Origin of the sequence: Pseudomonas sp. B19125, from assembly GCF_044218855.1 — a bacterium.
Lineage (GTDB): Bacteria > Pseudomonadota > Gammaproteobacteria > Pseudomonadales > Pseudomonadaceae > Aquipseudomonas > Aquipseudomonas edaphica.
In genome coordinates this window covers 86,348-101,901 of the sequence record NZ_CP162589.1, presented here as the reverse complement: position 1 = coordinate 101,901, position 15,554 = coordinate 86,348, and the positions used below count along the sequence as shown (strand labels likewise).

The following is a 15,554-nucleotide window of genomic DNA, read 5'->3' as shown; positions in this document are numbered from 1 at the left end:
GCCTGCGATAGCATCACCTGGGTATCACAGATACACCGAGGTGTTTGCATCGCAGGCAAGCCAGCTCCCACACAACCCAGGTCCCACAGGAGATGGCGTGATGCTTTAGTTACTGATCGCCAGAATGCTTGCCTGGTACGAGCCGACAAACACGTCAAAGTCGCCCACTTCGTTTTGCTCAAGCTCCACCTGCTGAGCCAGCGACTTACGTGCCAACTCTTCAAAGCGTGCCTGCTCCTCGGCCGGTAAAGGCTCCTGACGGAAGTGCGCGGCGTGAACCTCGCTCTGGTGCAGGGAGAACTGCGCAAAACTCTCTTTGCGCTCGGCCATCGTTGCCAGCACTTGGGCCGACGGCGTCAGGGACGCGTCCTTGACCTTCGCCAACTGAGCGTCCAGCGCCTGGCTGTGCTCGGTGATGCCATGGCTCTCATCCAGCAAGGCCGCCAGCGGGGCGATCTTCTCCAGCAGCTCGGTGGCCCATTCCTTCATGTCCACCGCCTGGCCTTCACGCTGCAATTGCAGGCCTGGGCGACGGCCTTCCTTGACCACACTGAGGAAGTTGGAGGTGGCATTGCCACACTCGTTGTTGGCGAACAGCGGGCTGTCGTTCAACGCGCAGTACAGCAGGAACGCATCAAGGAAACGCGACTCCGGCAGGTCGATGCCCATCGGCAGGAACGGGTTGATGTCCAGGCAGCGCACTTCGATGTACTGGATGCCACGGGCCATCAGCGCCTGGATCGGCCGCTCGCCGGTGTAGGTCACGCGCTTGGGGCGGATGTTGGAGTAGTACTCGTTTTCGATCTGCAGGATGTTGGTGTTGAGCTGCACCCATTCACCATCCTTATGGGTGCCGATTTCGACGTAAGGCGCGTAGGGCGTTGCCACCGCTTCGCGCAGGCTGTCGGTGTAGCTGTTCAAGTCGTTGTAGCACGGCGTCAGCCCAGCCTGGGCGTTGCTTTGGTAACCCAGGTCGCTCATGCGCAGGCTGGTGGCGTACGGCAAGTACAGCGTGTCGGCGTCCAGCACTTCAAGTTGGTGCGAACGACCGCGCAGGAAGCCCGCGTCCAGGGCCGGTGAAGCACCAAACAGGTACATCAGCAGCCAGCTGTAGCGGCGGAAGTTACGGATCAGCGCGATGTAGGCGGTGGACTGGTAGTCGCGGTCGGTGCCGACGAAGCCTTCAGTCTCCTTGAGCAACGGCCACAGCTGTTCCGGCAGGGAAAAGTTGTAGTGGATGCCGGCGATGCACTGCATGGTCTTGCCGTAACGCAGGGCCAGGCCCTTGCGGTACACGTACTTGAGCTGGCCGATATTGGAGGTGCCGTAGTAGGCGATCGGAATATCTTCCTCGGCCGGCAACGGGCACGGCATCGAAGGGCTCCACAGGTACTCGCTGCCGAGCTTGCTGTAGGCAAACCGATGGATCTTGTCCAGGCTGCTCAGGGTGTCGGCCGGGTTGGGCAGGGCGGGAGTGATGAACTCCAGCAGCGATTCCGAGTAGTCGGTGGTGATCAATTCATTGGTCAACGCGGCGCCCAGGGCTTCTGGATGCGGCGTTTGTGCCAGGCGACCCTCACCGGTGACGCGTAGGCATTCACGCTCGATGCCGTGCAAGCATTGCTCTAGCAGGGAGAGGTGTTCGCGCTTGCCGAGCAGGGCCAGGCGGCGGTTGAGAAGTTCGCTCAAGTTGGATTCCTTCACGCGTCAGTCGCCCCAATATGGGGGTGGGCAGGACGGTCTACAAGGGTGAAGTTGAAACTGGCGTTATCGCCTGGTTTAGAGTCGATTTGGCTCACATTGAAAAAGCCTACTTCACTCCATGAATTGGGCTATAGCGCAGCAAGAAAATTCCGACGCTGTTGTCGCAGCGCCGAAATTAACTCAAATCGAGGGCGGGGAGCTAGAGGACAGCGAAGGTGCCTTGTGCTTTTGCGACAAGTCTTTCGCCTTGATACACATCGGCTTCCACCACCAACGTGCGTCTGCCGGCGTGAATCACCCGGCTGGTGCACAGCACATCACCGTCTTCGACGGCGCGGATATAGTTGATCTTGCACTCGATGGTCGCGCTCTGCTGGTCAAATCCATGGGCGCTGGAACAGGCCAGCCCCATGGTGATGTCGACCAGGCTGAAAATCGCCCCGCCATGGAGCTTGCCCGCGCGGTTGCGCAGTTGCGGCTCCAGGGTCAGGGCCACCTCGGCAACGCCCTCGTCCAGGCGTTGCAGGCGGCAGCCGATCAGTTCGCTGAACGCGCTCTGGGTCAAACCGGCCGGGATTTCCATCAGCGTTTCTTCAACTGCTTGGCGTTGGCGAACAACGACGCCATGGCGTTGTAGCTCGGTGCGGCCGTGGCGGTGGGCTCTTTACGCGGCGCGTTACCCTGGGATTGGCGCGGGGCCGAGCCTGGGCGTGCACCACGGGCGCCGTCGATTTTCTCGCCTGGGGTGTCGCTCATGCGCATCGACAGACCCACGCGTTTGCGCGGGATATCGACTTCCATGACCTTGACCTTGACCACGTCACCGGCTTTTACCGCTTCGCGTGGATCCTTGATGAACTTCTCCGAAAGCGCAGAGATGTGCACCAAACCGTCCTGATGCACGCCGATATCCACAAAGGCGCCAAAGTTGGTCACGTTGGTGACCACGCCTTCGAGGATCATGCCCGGTTGCAGGTCCTTGAGGTCTTCAACGCCGTCCTGGAACTCAGCGGTCTTGAACTCGGGACGCGGGTCGCGGCCAGGTTTTTCCAGCTCTTGCAGGATGTCGGTGATGGTCGGCACACCGAAGGTTTCGTCGGTGTACTTCTTCGGGTCCAGGCGCTTGAGGAACGCGGCGTCACCGATCAGCGAACGGATATCGCGGTCGGTCTCGGCGGCAATACGCTGCACCAGCGGGTAGGCTTCCGGGTGAACCGCAGACGAGTCCAGCGGGTTATCGCCGTTCATGACCCGTAGGAAGCCGGCGGCCTGTTCAAAGGTTTTTTCGCCCAGGCGTGCGACTTTCTTCAGCGCGGCGCGGGTTTTGAACGCACCGTTTTCGTCGCGGTGGGTGACGATGTTCTGCGCCAGGGTGGTGTTAAGCCCGGAAATACGCGCCAGCAGCGCGACCGAGGCGGTGTTTACGTCCACACCCACCTTGTTCACGCAGTCTTCCACCACCGCATCCAGGCCGCGCGCCAGTTTCAGCTGCGACACGTCGTGCTGGTACTGGCCGACACCAATGGATTTAGGGTCGATCTTCACCAGCTCTGCCAGCGGGTCCTGCAGGCGGCGAGCAATGGAGACGGCGCCACGGATCGACACGTCGAGGTCCGGGAATTCCTTGGAAGCCAGTTCCGACGCCGAGTACACCGAAGCGCCGGCCTCGGAAACCATGACCTTGGTCATCTTCATGGCGGGGTATTTTTTGATCAGCTCGGCGGCCAGCTTATCGGTTTCACGGCTGGCGGTGCCGTTGCCGATGGCGATCAGGTCCACGGCGTGCTTGGCGCACAGGGCGGCCAGAGTGGCGAGGGTCTGGTCCCACTTGTTGTGCGGCACGTGCGGGTACACGGTGGCGTGGTCCAGCAGCTTGCCGGTGGAGTCGACCACCGCAACCTTGCAGCCGGTACGCAAGCCCGGGTCGAGGCCCAACGTGGCGCGCGGGCCGGCCGGTGCGGCCAGCAGCAGGTCGTGCAGGTTGTGAGCGAACACGTTGATCGCCTCGGTTTCGGCGCCGTCGCGCAACTCGCCGAGCAGGTCGGTTTCCAGGTGGGTGTAGAGCTTGACCTTCCAGGTCCAGCGCACGACTTCACCGAGCCACTTGTCCGCAGGACGGTTCTGATTCTGGATGCCGAATTGTTGCCCGATCATGCCTTCGCACGGGTGCATGGTGCCCGGCAATTCGTCGCCGACTTTCAGCGCCGAGCTGAGAATGCCCTCGTTGCGACCCCGGAAAATCGCCAGTGCACGGTGCGACGGCATGCTCTTGAGCGGCTCGTCGTGCTCGAAATAATCGCGGAATTTGGCGCCTTCTTCCTCTTTGCCGGCGATAACGCGAGCACTGAGAATGGCTTCCTGCTTGAGGTAGGTGCGCAGTTTTTCCAGCAGGCCGGCGTTTTCAGCGAAACGCTCCATGAGGATGTACTTGGCACCTTCGAGGGCGGCCTTGACGTCGGCGACGCCTTTTTCGGCATCGATAAAGCGCGCGGCTTCGGCTTCCGGGGCCAGCGACGGGTCGTTGAACAGGCCGTCGGCCAGCTCGCCCAAACCGGCTTCCAGGGCGATCTGGCCCTTGGTGCGGCGCTTCTGTTTGTACGGCAGGTAAAGGTCTTCGAGGCGGGTCTTGGTGTCGGCGAGCTTGATGTCGCGTTCCAGTTGCGGGGTCAACTTGCCCTGTTCCTCGATGCTGGCGAGGATGCTGATGCGCCGTTCGTCGAGTTCTCGCAGGTAGCGCAGGCGCTCTTCCAGGTGACGCAATTGGGTGTCGTCGAGGCTGCCGGTCACTTCTTTACGGTAACGGGCGATGAAAGGCACCGTGGAGCCTTCATCCAGTAGCGCGACGGCCGCTTCGACCTGTTGTGGGCGTACACCGAGTTCCTCGGCAATGCGGCTGTTGATGCTGTCCATAAAACCACCTGAAATTCTTGAAAGCAGCTCGCAGGCCCGGAAAACAAGGCGTTGCGAGGCTGGTTGAGCGGCGCCAGCGGCACCGCTGCCTGGGTCAAAAGGCTGCCTATTGACCCTCGAAATCGGGAAATTGCTGCCCCGCGCTGAAAAAACGGCTGAGGCTGCAAACAGTAAAGTCTGACAGTGCCCTGCGTGAAGGCGCCGCATTATAACCAGCGTTCTGCCCTTGGGGGGTACTGCGCCGGTGGTTGTAGGACGCGGGTTCGCTGGCGGTGGAGGAAAAATCTGCTAACAATGCACACGGTGCGTATAACGGCAGCTACGCCATAATGCGCGCCGAGATAAGAGGAGCATCTAATGAGCAGCACTGCACAAACTGCTGAAGGCGAAAAAATTCTCATCGTTGACGACGATCCGGGGCTGAGCAGCCTGCTGGAACGTTTTTTCAACTCCAAGGGCTACCGTGCCCGCGCGGTGCCGAACACCGAGCAGATGGACCGCCTGTTGGGGCGTGAAGTGTTCAACCTGGTCGTACTCGACCTGATGCTGCCCGGCGAAGACGGCCTTACCGCCTGCAAGCGCCTGCGCGGTGCGAACAACCAGATCCCCATCATCATGCTGACCGCCAAGGGCGATGAGCTGAGCCGCATCAAGGGCCTGGAACTGGGCGCTGATGACTACCTGGCCAAGCCGTTCAACCCTGACGAGTTGATGGCTCGGGTCAAGGCCGTATTGCGTCGCCAGGCACCGCCGGTACCGGGCGCGCCAGGCAGCGAAGACGAGAGCGTCACCTTTGGCGAATACGAGCTGTCACTGGCGACCCGCGAACTCAAGCGTGGCGAAGAAGTGCACATGCTGACCACCGGCGAGTTCGCCGTGCTCAAGGCATTGGTGATGAATGCTCGCCAGCCGTTGACCCGCGACAAGTTGATGAACCTGGCCCGTGGCCGCGAATGGGACGCCCTGGAGCGCTCCATCGACGTGCAGATCTCGCGTCTGCGCCGGATGATCGAGCCGGACCCGGCCAAGCCGCGGTACATCCAGACGGTGTGGGGCGTGGGTTATGTGTTTGTGCCGGATGGCACTGCAACCAAGTGACCGATGACTTGCAGGGGCGGGCATCCCGGCGTTTGACTCCATGAGGGTCGACGGGATGCCCGGCGTCTGCAATTCTGCGAGCGCCGCTCGTTCCTGCAAGGTGTTTAGCTGTCTCCTATGAAAACCCCGTTGTGGTTCCCGCAAAGTTTCTTCTCTCGCACCCTTTGGCTGGTGCTGATCGTCGTTCTGTTTTCCAAGGCGCTCACGCTGGTTTATCTATTGATGAACGAAGACGTGCTGGTAGACAGGCAGTACAGCCACGGTGTCGCCCTGACACTGCGTGCCTACTGGGCCGTTGACCCTGAAAACCGCGAAAAGGTAGCAAAGGCTTCGACGCTGATTCGAGTCGACGGCGCTGGTGTGCCCGAAGGTGAGCAGCATTGGCCTTACAGCGAGATTTATCAGCGTCAGATGCAGGCTGAGCTGGGAGAGGACACCGAGGTGCGCCTGCGCATGCATGTTTCACCTGCACTCTGGGTCAGGGCTCCGAGTCTGGGAGATGCCTGGATCAAGGTGCCCCTTTACCCCCATCCGCTGCGCGGGCAAAAAATCTGGAACGTGTTGGGCTGGTTCCTGGCCATCGGTTTACTTTCAACCGCTTCCGCGTGGATTTTCGTCCGACAGCTCAACCAACCGCTTAAACGCCTGGTGTTTGCCGCCCGCCAACTCGGGCAGGGGCGCAGTGTGCGCCTGCCGATCAGCGATACGCCCAGTGAGATGACCGAGGTGTACGGTGCCTTCAACCAGATGGCGGAGGATGTCGAACAGGCCGGGCGCGAACGCGAGCTGATGCTGGCGGGCGTGTCCCATGACTTGCGCACGCCGCTCACGCGTTTGCGGCTGTCCCTGGAGTTGATGGGCAACCATAACGACCTGACCGACGACATGGTGCGCGACATCGAGGACATGGACGCGATTCTCGATCAGTTCCTGGCGTTTATCCGCGATGGCCGTGATGAGGTGGTGGAGGAAGTCGACCTCACGGACCTGGTGCGTGAGGTGGTGGCGCCCTACAACCAGAATGGCGAACAGGTGCGCATGCGCCTGGAGCCGATCCAGCCGTTTGCATTGCGTCGGGTGTCGATGAAGCGCCTGTTGAACAACCTGATCGGCAACGCCTTGCATCACGCGGGTTCAGATGTGGAAGTGGCCGCCTATGTGTCCGGCGACAGCACGGCGCCCTATGTGGTGTTGAGCGTGATGGACCGTGGTACGGGCATCGACCCGGCGGAGCTGGAAGGTATTTTCAACCCATTCACCCGTGGCGACCGTGCGCGGGGCGGCAAGGGTACGGGGCTGGGGCTGGCGATTGTGCGGCGAATTGCTTCGATGCATGGCGGCAATGTTGAGCTGCGCAACCGCGAAGAAGGCGGCCTGGAAGCACGGGTGCGCTTGCCGCTGGGCTTGATGCTGCCAAGGGATGCGGTCTAAAAAACAACAGCAACCCAATGTGGGAGCTGGCTTGCCTGCGAGAACGGTGTATCAGTTAACAAATGGGTTGCTGACCCACCGCTATCGCAGCGATGCGGCGACCCGACAAGCCAGCTCCCACAGGTTTTTTCGGTGGGTGGAAGGCCGGGTTGTATCAACCCTTGCCTTTGGTCCGGGTCATATTCGGCCCACCATTCTTCTCCAGATGCTGAATGATGATCCCCGCCACATCCTTGCCGGTGGTGGTCTCGATCCCTTCCAGGCCCGGTGATGAATTCACCTCCATCACCAGCGGGCCGTGGTTGGAGCGCAGGATATCCACGCCCGCCACTGCCAGGCCCATCACTTTGGCGGCCCGCAGCGCGGTCATGCGCTCTTCCGGGGTGATCTTGATCAGGCTGGCACTGCCGCCACGGTGCAGGTTGGAGCGGAACTCCCCCGGCTTGGCCTGGCGCTTCATGGCTGCGATCACCTTGTCGCCGACCACGAAGCAGCGGATATCCGCACCGCCGGCTTCCTTGATGTATTCCTGCACCATGATGTTCTGCTTGAGGCCCATGAACGCCTCGATCACCGACTCGGCGGCAGTCGCCGTCTCACACAGCACCACGCCGATACCTTGGGTACCTTCGAGCACCTTGATCACCAGCGGTGCGCCGTTGACCATCTCGATCAGGTCGGGGATGTCATCGGGGGAGTGGGCAAAGCCGGTCACCGGCAGGCCGATACCCCGGCGCGACAGCAATTGCAGGGAGCGCAGCTTGTCCCGCGAACGGGCGATGGCTACCGACTCATTGAGCGGGAACACGCCCATCATTTCAAACTGGCGCAACACCGCGCAGCCGTAGAACGTCACCGAAGCGCCGATCCGCGGGATCACCGCATCAAAGCCTTCCAGCGGTTTGCCCCGGTAGTGGATCTGCGGCTTGTGGCTGGCAATGTTCATATAGGCACGCAACGTGTCGATCACCACCATTTCATGGCCACGTTCGGTGCCGGCCTCGACCAGGCGGCGGGTGGAATACAGACGCGGGTTTCGCGACAGCACAGCAATCTTCATGCAGCACCTGGGGCAGAAATAGTAGAGACCGGGAACACCGGCTTGTCTTGAACGTACTTGACGCCGGGGTTGACCACCAACTGGCCGTCAATCAGCGCCTTGGAGCCCAGCAACAGGCGGTAACGCATGGCCTTGCGACAGGCCAGGGTGAATTCCACCCGCCATACTCGGTCACCCAGTGCCAGGGTGGTGCTGATTACATACCGCACCTGCGCATGGCCGTTGGAGCTCTTGATAGTTTTCATCGTCACCAGGGGCGCTTCGCAGCGACGATGGCGCAATTGCACCACGCTGCCCAGGTGCGCAGTGAAGCGCACCCACTTCTCACCGTCGCGCTCAAAGGGCTCGATATCGGTGGCGTGCAGGCTCGAGGTGCTGGCACCGGTGTCGATCTTCGCGCGCAGGCCAGCCACTCCCAGGTCGGGAAGGGCCACCCACTCGCGCAGACCCACAACGGTCAAATGGTCAAATGTCTTCAATATGGGTAACCGGTCATTCAGAAATACTTCGTAGTCGTCGAGGACAGTAACGTCCAACTGCGCATGGATTGTGACAATCCCCAAACCTTCATCAAGGGCCAGGCGCCGAATTCGCGGTATTCACGCAGAATATCCGGCAAATGGCGACAGATATCGCTCCGGTGTTGGTAATCAGTGGATGGAATGCAAAGTCCCGCAAAAAACCGGGTGTCTGGCGTATCTTAGGTGAGGCTTGGGATTTATGCGTTGAAGGGGTTCAACGGTAAAGTTGCGACATTTTTCAGAGCGAGGAATTCAAGTGGCTCAAAAGCAGGAAGAGGAAGAAAAGGTCCGTTTGGACAAGTGGTTGTGGGCGGCGCGTTTTTATAAAACCCGTGCCCTGGCCAAGGCGGCCATCGAGAGCGGCAAGGTGCACCATCGCGGCGAGCGCTGCAAGCCGGGCAAGGAACCGCGCGTCGGAGACGAGCTGCAGATTCGTACAGGTTTTGACGAAAAGACGGTTGTCGTCCAGGCGCTTTCCGTCGTGCGCCGTGGTGCTCCAGAAGCGCAGGCGCTTTACGCCGAGACCGAAGCCAGCATCGCCAAGCGCGAAAACGCGGCCGCTATGCGTAAGGCCGGCGCAACCGGCATGACCACCGACGGCAAGCCGAGCAAGAAGCAGCGTCGCGATTTGTTCAAGTTTCGCGGCAGTGGCAATGATGATTAATGACACGGATCTTCCTTCAAAAGGAGATCAAAAATGTGGGAGCTGGCAAGCCAGCTCCCACATTAGGGCTGCGGTGTTACGCGGCTATGCGCATGACACTCAACCGCCCGATGACTGGCAGCTTCCCGAGCAACCCGAAAACCGGCGCCGTCACCCGTATCAGCAACCCCGACACTTTCGCCGCAAACGGCGTGTAATACCCCCAACCCAGCGCCAGCAACGCCAGCAGCACTCCGCCGATGTAGTCGTCCTGGCCCCAATGTGCGCCCGCCACCAGCCGCGGCATCATGAACAACAATGCCAAGCCCCAGATCACCACAATTTGGGTGAAACGCTGGGCAAACACCGTCATGAACATGCCCCAGATCAGCAGCACCGACGCATGATCGCCCGGGAAGCTCTGGCTGGAACGATCCTTCAGCTCCCAGGTTTTCTCCAGGCCCGGGAAATAATCGCTCATATGAATCGCGCCGCTGATCACCATCGACGGGCTGTTGTGCTGCCAGCCCATTTGCGCCGTGAGCTTGGAAAACAGCATACGGATAAACAGCAACAGCAGCAGAATGCTTAGGAAACCGAAGAACGCCTGTCGCACCTGGATGGCCTTGAACACCCAGTCGCCGCGAATCAGCAGTGCCAGCAAAATCACCCCAACCACGGCATCAAACGGCCGCAGACTGGCCACCGCCCACACATGCAACCATGTCGAATTGCTTGCCAATGGGTCATTAAGCAGATGAAACAGCCATTCGTCGAAAACCACACACAGCATCTGTCCCGTGGGCCACAGCCAAAAACACAGCAGCCCGATAGCGACTAGATTGCAAAAGGCCCACCCCCGGAGGTTCCACCTGGCTTGGAACAAACCCGGATTGTTCATAAACTGTCCCTCTTCGCTCTGTAAAAACGCACCAAAAAGGTGCCAAAGCGTTTAATTCTATAAACCTTGTAACCAATTTGTCATCAATTCAGATACCCAGACCTATGACTGATCTACCGGATACCGACTTCACCCAACGCTTCATCTTCGATGAGAACGACGCCCGCGGCGAACTGGTCTCGCTGGAGCGCAGCTATGCCGAAGTCCTTGCCAAGCACCCCTATCCGGAGCCGGTTGCGCAGCTGCTCGGTGAGCTGATGGCGGCGGCCTCGCTGCTGGTAGGCACCATGAAGTTCGATGGTTTGCTGATCTTGCAGGCCCGTTCCGAAGGCCCGGTGCCGATGTTGATGATCGAGTGCTCGAGCGAGCGCGAAATCCGTGGCCTGGCCCGTTACGAAGCGGACCAGATCGCCCCGGACGCGACCTTGTCAGACCTGATGGCCAATGGCGTGCTGGCGATCACCGTCGACCCGACCGAAGGCCAGCGTTACCAGGGCATCGTCGACCTCGACGGCGAAACCCTATCGGACTGCTTTACCAACTATTTCGTGATGTCCCAGCAGGTCGGCACCAAATTCTGGCTCAACGCTGACGGCAAGCGCGCCCGTGGCCTGCTGCTTCAGCAATTGCCGGCTGACCGCATCAAGGACGACGATGAGCGCACCGACAGCTGGCGAAAACTGACCGCCCTGGCCGGCACCCTGACGGCTGAAGAACTGCTGGGCCTGGATAACGAAACCATCCTGCATCGCCTTTACCACGAAGAAGCCGTGCGCCTGTTCGACGCCCAGGGCCTGCGCTTCCGTTGCAGTTGTTCACGTGAGCGCTCGGCCAACGCCTTGGTTAGCCTGGGCCTTGAAGATGCGCAGCAATTGGTGGTGGAACATGGCGGCAATATCGAGATCGACTGCCAATTCTGCAACCAGCGCTACCTGTTCGATGCGGCCGATGTAGCCCAATTATTCGCCGGCGCAGGCATCGACACCCCCTCCGACACCCGCCACTAAAACGTTTAAGCACAGGTAAATCACCTGACAAACGCCGGATTAGCGCAGTTCTGACGGGAGGACCCTACTCTTTTTGGGCTTTTCTGGCATAATCCGGCCCACTTTTTTCGCGGTAGTAGTGCGCAACTTTCTACTACAAAACGTTTGGAGCACTCGGCCATAGGCCGACGGGGAACCTCATGACGCAAGCCAATAACGCCGTATACACCGATCTGAGTGTTGACGATCTGGTCAAAGAAGCCCTGCAGCGCGGTGAAGGCGTGCTTGCCGATACTGGCGCGCTGGTCGTAGAAACCGGTCACCGCACCGGTCGTTCGCCGGTTGACCGTTTCATCGTTGAAGAGCCTTCCACCCAGGACGCAATTGCCTGGGGCCCGATCAACCGCAAGTTCCCGGCCGACAAGTTCGATGCCCTGTGGGCTCGCGTCGAGGCATTCAACAACGCGCAAGAGCATTTCGTTTCCCATGTTCACGTAGGGGCTGCAGAAGACCACTACCTGGCCGTGAAAATGACCACCCAGACTGCCTGGCAGAACCTGTTCGGTCGTTGCCTGTTCATCAACCCGGCCCAGTACAACCCAGCCGGCCGTGATGAGTGGCAAGTGCTTAACGTCGCCAACTTCGAATGCGTGCCAGAGCGTGACGGCACCAACTCCGACGGTTGCGTGATCCTCAATTTCGCCCAGAAAAAAGTGCTGATCGCCGGCATGCGTTACGCCGGTGAAATGAAAAAAGCCATGTTCTCGGTGCAGAACTTCCTGCTGCCGGCCGCCGACGTGCTGCCAATGCACTGCGCCGCCAACATCGGCGAAGCCGGCGACGTGACTCTGTTCTTCGGTCTGTCGGGCACCGGTAAAACCACCCTGTCGGCTGACGAAAGCCGTTACCTGATCGGTGACGACGAACACGGCTGGGGCGAAGGCGTGGTGTTCAACATCGAAGGCGGTTGCTATGCCAAGTGCATCGACCTCTCCGAGAAGAACGAGCCGGTAATCTGGAAAGCCATCAAGCACGGCACCGTGCTTGAAAACGTGGTGATCGACGATGCCAAGCACGCCGACTACACCAACGTCAGCCTGACCCAGAACAGCCGCGCCGCCTACCCGCTGGAGCACGTTGCCAAGCGTTCCGAGAAGAACCTGGGCGGCGAGCCAAACGCTGTGATCTTCCTGACCTGCGACCTGACCGGCGTACTGCCGCCCGTCTCGATCCTCAGCGAAGAACAAGCGGCCTACCACTTCCTGTCCGGCTACACCGCTCTGGTGGGCTCGACCGAAATGGGTTCGGGCAGCGGCATCAAGTCGACCTTCTCCACCTGCTTCGGCGCGCCGTTCTTCCCACGCCCAGCCGGTGAATACGCCGAACTGCTGATCAAGCGTGTGCGCGGCTTCGGCTCCAAGGTTTACCTGGTCAACACCGGCTGGACCGGCGGCGGCTACGGCGTCGGCAAGCGCTTCAACATCCCGACCACTCGCGGCGTGATCGCGGCGATCCAGAGCGGCGCGTTGATCGGTGCACAAACCGAACACCTCGACACCATCAACCTCGACGTGCCTTTGGCCGTACCGGGCGTTGATACCGGCCTGTTGAACCCACGTAACACCTGGGCTGACAAGGCTGCCTACGACGAAGCGGCGAAAGCGCTGGCTGGTCTGTTCATCGAGAACTTCAAGAAGTTTGAAGTGAGCGATGCGATCAAGGCGGCCGGGCCTAAGTTGTAAGGTTCGGTTGTTGTGAAAAAGCCGCCCTCCGGGGCGGCTTTTTTTGCCTAGGCTTACGGCATGTTCCTATAGTGTGAAAAATCAAAGAGAAATACGTTGTTTTCGATTGATTCAAGCTTTTCGGTTATTGCTCCTGCCCATCGTGTGCTCGACAAGGCCATTGCAAGTAGTGCAACTATCACGAGCCCGTATACCAGTGAAGCCTGTCGTCGAGTTTTGTTGTAGGCCTTAACGGCATCGCGGAATGGTCGCTCTGATAGCTCTTTGAATTCTGTAATTGGAATGGACTGATTAACTTTTCTGCTCCAAAAAAAGCGAGATTTTGTAAGTGATATTATGTACATTTTATTAGTGCTGGTCGTAATGCAAAGGCTTGCTGCTAACCAGCAGGCGGTAAATAAAAGTAAAAATAATATCTCAGCCTTGAAATCATCTTTGTTTTTTAAAGCCAAAAATTTCACGCTGATAGTACCGAACGCGATGGCTATATCCCTAAATAAAGTTGATGACAGTGCATGGGTGCGGTCAATAATTTTTGCTGATTCTTCAGCAATTGATTTTCGTATTTCGGCGATTAATTTCAGGGTTTCGGAAGATTTGCTATGTAGGTATGCTTTGTAATCATTTTTCGAGTTTTCGAGAATTTTTGTGAGGCTGCGCTCCAAGAGTTCTGGCCAAGAGTCTTCTCTTCTCAGTTGCTCATTTGCGATTCGCGACGAGATCAAACTATGTCTTATTTCGACCTCTCGGTCCAATTCCAAAATCCATGAGGCAGCCTCTAGTATTTTTATATGTTGGGGAGCTAGTGATTTTTCTCTTTGGTTAAAACTAATTTCTAATGTTTGAACTCCTTTGAAGACTAGATTAAGACTATCCTCTGTATTCCATATTTCGGAGCAGAATAAAAGTGTGCTTTTCTCTAGCGCTATTTCCAGCCAGAGTGTAAAGATGTTGCTTTCTTCTGATGGCGTTTGATTCGTTATCCAAAATTCAAGATTTTTTACAAGTTCTCCTCCGCTTGAATCTTTAATAAATTTCCTTGGGTCAATTGGAGGTTGATAGGATTCGACGGTATCATACATCCCGTTAAAGGTCTTGAATTTGCATCTGCGAGATGAAAATTCGGAAAAGTTAGAATTTACATATATGCGGTTTCGATTGTGAATTTCTTTTTCTTTTAGACCGTTAGAAAAACCTTGCTCTGAAAAAAACACATAAAAGTCGGAACGGTTCAACTTGGATATTTTGAGAGATACAGTTTTGTTTAATATTGCCTTATTGTTGTCCGGGAGCTGGTATCGGTCCCCATCATGAAGTCTGATCTCTAAGGAGAAATTTTCTTTTTGAGTTTCTGAAAATTTGTTCAGAGTATCTAGGTTATTCATGCTGTTAATCGTGAGCTCGTACATCGCACTGTCTAGGTTTTCGCTCACGTACGTTGCCGTAGATAAAACTGATTTAAATTTTTCCATGAAATTCATCTTCAATGACGTATTTCAACGTGGAGACTTTGAATGTTTTTGTTCCGTTTGTTTCATCGAACTCAATCTGTTTTGAGTCTTCATGTGCTTGCGTGTAGATAACTTGAATACCTTCGTATGTAACCTTGGTTTTACGGGAAGGCTTAGGGAAGTGGCCTTTTGGAATTTTAATAATCTCATTTTGTATTTTTTGTTTTTTTAGTTCTTTCTCAAATGTAAGTTGTAGTTGTTCGTTTAGGTGCAAATCTCCAAATAATGCATTCAGAAGGATATTGGGGGTTGTCGGGTTAAATATCTCAATGGATGAAATAGCTCCTTTTGCCATCGTGGATAGCTGGCTGGTTATCTCTTGAGATAAAATATCTTTATGTGTTTTTGCTGTTGCTTTTAATGCTTCAAGGAGGCGTTCGGTTAGTACTTCGTGTGTGAACTTTCTAGTGATATCAAGAAAATCTTTAAATTTTTCAGTGATGTCTCCATTTTTTCCACTTCGATCAATGCAAATAAGTTGGTCGGTGTCATTTTTTATTTTTATTACCGCAGACTTTTGAAGTGCTTTTTTGTCTTGTACAAAAGTATTTAGGATGTGGTTTAGTATCGGGTTTATTTTTCCGTCTTTTGTCGTTGTGGTTTTATAAGATATTACTTTTGTATCGTCATATTTTATTATTGCTGCATAGGTATCCGTTCCGCTTTTGATTTGCAAAAGCATCAACACGCCCGGGATTAGGCGTTTGTCGCGCTCATACAATTTTTGGAAGCGTTCGGCTAATATTTGAGAACAATCTATAAAGGCATGTGGGCTTACTAAGGATTGATTTATCTGGTCCTTTACACCTGATGCCGGATTAAAATTGTAGTGAGTGCCTTTTGATGTTTCAATTAGGCGTGCTACAAAAAAGTCTGAGTGAGTACTAGGATCTTCAACTTCAGTTAGAATAGTAGGCGTATTTAGGTCTGGCCCTACAATGTGAAAGATGATTCTCTCAATGACTGAATTTTTGCTGATTACTATTTCGTCAGTTAAGTTTTCGGCCGAAGTCATAGTATTTCCCTTATAGTTATATTATGTATGGT

The 15,554-nt window shown here is 56.6% G+C and carries 13 protein-coding genes; 5 read left to right on the top strand and 8 right to left on the bottom strand.

Going from position 1 to position 15,554, the window contains the following annotated elements:
* Window positions 1-105 precede the first annotated feature (105 nt).
* From gshA to AB4P96_RS00470, 3 genes are all read right to left on the bottom strand, one after another.
* Entirely contained in the window at window positions 106-1,689 is a 1,584-nt protein-coding gene (gene gshA, locus AB4P96_RS00480; RefSeq protein ID WP_395600405.1) for a glutamate--cysteine ligase, read from the bottom strand.
* Window positions 1,690-1,903: 214 nt separating this feature from the next.
* Window positions 1,904-2,287, bottom strand: a complete 384-nt coding sequence (locus AB4P96_RS00475; RefSeq protein ID WP_017135364.1) for a PaaI family thioesterase — start codon at window positions 2,285-2,287, stop codon at window positions 1,904-1,906.
* Window positions 2,287-4,614 carry a Tex family protein gene (locus tag AB4P96_RS00470; RefSeq protein ID WP_395600404.1) on the bottom strand — a complete coding sequence of 776 codons (2,328 nt, stop codon included), beginning with the start codon at window positions 4,612-4,614 and terminating at the stop codon, window positions 2,287-2,289. Before AB4P96_RS00470 ends, AB4P96_RS00475 begins: the two co-directional genes overlap by 1 nt.
* A gap of 357 nt (window positions 4,615-4,971) precedes the next feature.
* On the opposite strand from AB4P96_RS00470, the gene ompR reads away from it, so the two are divergent.
* Window positions 4,972-5,712 (top strand): two-component system response regulator OmpR, encoded by a 741-nt coding sequence (ompR, locus tag AB4P96_RS00465; RefSeq protein WP_017135366.1) that lies wholly within the window; start codon window positions 4,972-4,974, stop codon window positions 5,710-5,712.
* A gap of 117 nt (window positions 5,713-5,829) precedes the next feature.
* Window positions 5,830-7,143 carry an ATP-binding protein gene (locus AB4P96_RS00460; RefSeq protein ID WP_017135367.1) on the top strand — a complete coding sequence of 438 codons (1,314 nt, stop codon included), beginning with the start codon at window positions 5,830-5,832 and terminating at the stop codon, window positions 7,141-7,143.
* A 154-nt stretch (window positions 7,144-7,297) separates the two neighbouring features.
* On the opposite strand, the gene rimK is transcribed toward AB4P96_RS00460, so the two are convergent.
* Together rimK and AB4P96_RS00450 are read right to left on the bottom strand one after the other, a co-directional pair.
* Entirely contained in the window at window positions 7,298-8,203 is a 906-nt protein-coding gene (rimK, locus tag AB4P96_RS00455) for a 30S ribosomal protein S6--L-glutamate ligase (RefSeq protein ID WP_003171022.1), read from the bottom strand.
* Entirely contained in the window at window positions 8,200-8,616 is a 417-nt protein-coding gene (locus tag AB4P96_RS00450) for an ATP-dependent zinc protease (protein ID WP_231124439.1), read from the bottom strand. The genes rimK and AB4P96_RS00450 overlap by 4 nt, the downstream gene beginning before the upstream one ends.
* A 364-nt stretch (window positions 8,617-8,980) precedes the next feature.
* Here AB4P96_RS00450 and AB4P96_RS00445 point away from each other — a divergent pair, with 364 nt between their 5' ends.
* Window positions 8,981-9,388, top strand: coding sequence for an RNA-binding S4 domain-containing protein (locus AB4P96_RS00445; protein WP_017135369.1), 408 nt, complete (start codon window positions 8,981-8,983; stop codon window positions 9,386-9,388).
* Window positions 9,389-9,464: 76 nt separating this feature from the next.
* Here AB4P96_RS00445 and AB4P96_RS00440 read toward each other — a convergent pair whose 3' ends face one another.
* On the bottom strand, window positions 9,465-10,268 hold the full coding sequence (locus tag AB4P96_RS00440) for a phosphatase PAP2 family protein (RefSeq protein WP_236460975.1): 804 nt from the start codon (window positions 10,266-10,268) through the stop codon (window positions 9,465-9,467).
* Between the two features lie 104 nt (window positions 10,269-10,372).
* On the opposite strand from AB4P96_RS00440, the gene hslO reads away from it, so the two are divergent.
* The gene (gene hslO, locus AB4P96_RS00435; protein ID WP_017135371.1) at window positions 10,373-11,275 is read left to right on the top strand and encodes an Hsp33 family molecular chaperone HslO; all 903 of its coding nucleotides are present in this window, start codon (window positions 10,373-10,375) and stop codon (window positions 11,273-11,275) included.
* Window positions 11,276-11,454: 179 nt separating this feature from the next.
* Window positions 11,455-12,996 (top strand): phosphoenolpyruvate carboxykinase, encoded by a 1,542-nt coding sequence (locus tag AB4P96_RS00430; RefSeq protein ID WP_017135372.1) that lies wholly within the window; start codon window positions 11,455-11,457, stop codon window positions 12,994-12,996.
* Between the two features lie 53 nt (window positions 12,997-13,049).
* On the opposite strand, the gene AB4P96_RS00425 is transcribed toward AB4P96_RS00430, so the two are convergent.
* Together AB4P96_RS00425 and AB4P96_RS00420 are read right to left on the bottom strand one after the other, a co-directional pair.
* Window positions 13,050-14,468 (bottom strand): hypothetical protein, encoded by a 1,419-nt coding sequence (locus tag AB4P96_RS00425; RefSeq protein ID WP_217858138.1) that lies wholly within the window; start codon window positions 14,466-14,468, stop codon window positions 13,050-13,052.
* Complete coding sequence (locus AB4P96_RS00420; RefSeq protein WP_217858141.1) at window positions 14,455-15,522, bottom strand: nucleoid-associated protein; 1,068 nt, start codon at window positions 15,520-15,522, stop codon at window positions 14,455-14,457. Before AB4P96_RS00420 ends, AB4P96_RS00425 begins: the two co-directional genes overlap by 14 nt.
* Window positions 15,523-15,554 lie beyond the last annotated feature (32 nt).

What these genes read in the sequence shown, in the direction of transcription:
- AB4P96_RS00475 (WP_017135364.1), bottom strand. Translation starts at nt 2,287, where the DNA reads ATGGAAATCCCGGCCGGTTTGACCCAGAGCGCGTTCAGCGAACTGATC.
- AB4P96_RS00470 (WP_395600404.1), bottom strand. Translation starts at nt 4,614, where the DNA reads ATGGACAGCATCAACAGCCGCATTGCCGAGGAACTCGGTGTACGCCCA.
- ompR (WP_017135366.1), top strand. Translation starts at nt 4,972, where the DNA reads ATGAGCAGCACTGCACAAACTGCTGAAGGCGAAAAAATTCTCATCGTT.
- AB4P96_RS00460 (WP_017135367.1), top strand. Translation starts at nt 5,830, where the DNA reads ATGAAAACCCCGTTGTGGTTCCCGCAAAGTTTCTTCTCTCGCACCCTT.
- rimK (WP_003171022.1), bottom strand. Translation starts at nt 8,203, where the DNA reads ATGAAGATTGCTGTGCTGTCGCGAAACCCGCGTCTGTATTCCACCCGC.
- AB4P96_RS00440 (WP_236460975.1), bottom strand. Translation starts at nt 10,268, where the DNA reads ATGAACAATCCGGGTTTGTTCCAAGCCAGGTGGAACCTCCGGGGGTGG.
- hslO (WP_017135371.1), top strand. Translation starts at nt 10,373, where the DNA reads ATGACTGATCTACCGGATACCGACTTCACCCAACGCTTCATCTTCGAT.
- AB4P96_RS00430 (WP_017135372.1), top strand. Translation starts at nt 11,455, where the DNA reads ATGACGCAAGCCAATAACGCCGTATACACCGATCTGAGTGTTGACGAT.
- AB4P96_RS00425 (WP_217858138.1), bottom strand. Translation starts at nt 14,468, where the DNA reads ATGGAAAAATTTAAATCAGTTTTATCTACGGCAACGTACGTGAGCGAA.
- AB4P96_RS00420 (WP_217858141.1), bottom strand. Translation starts at nt 15,522, where the DNA reads ATGACTTCGGCCGAAAACTTAACTGACGAAATAGTAATCAGCAAAAAT.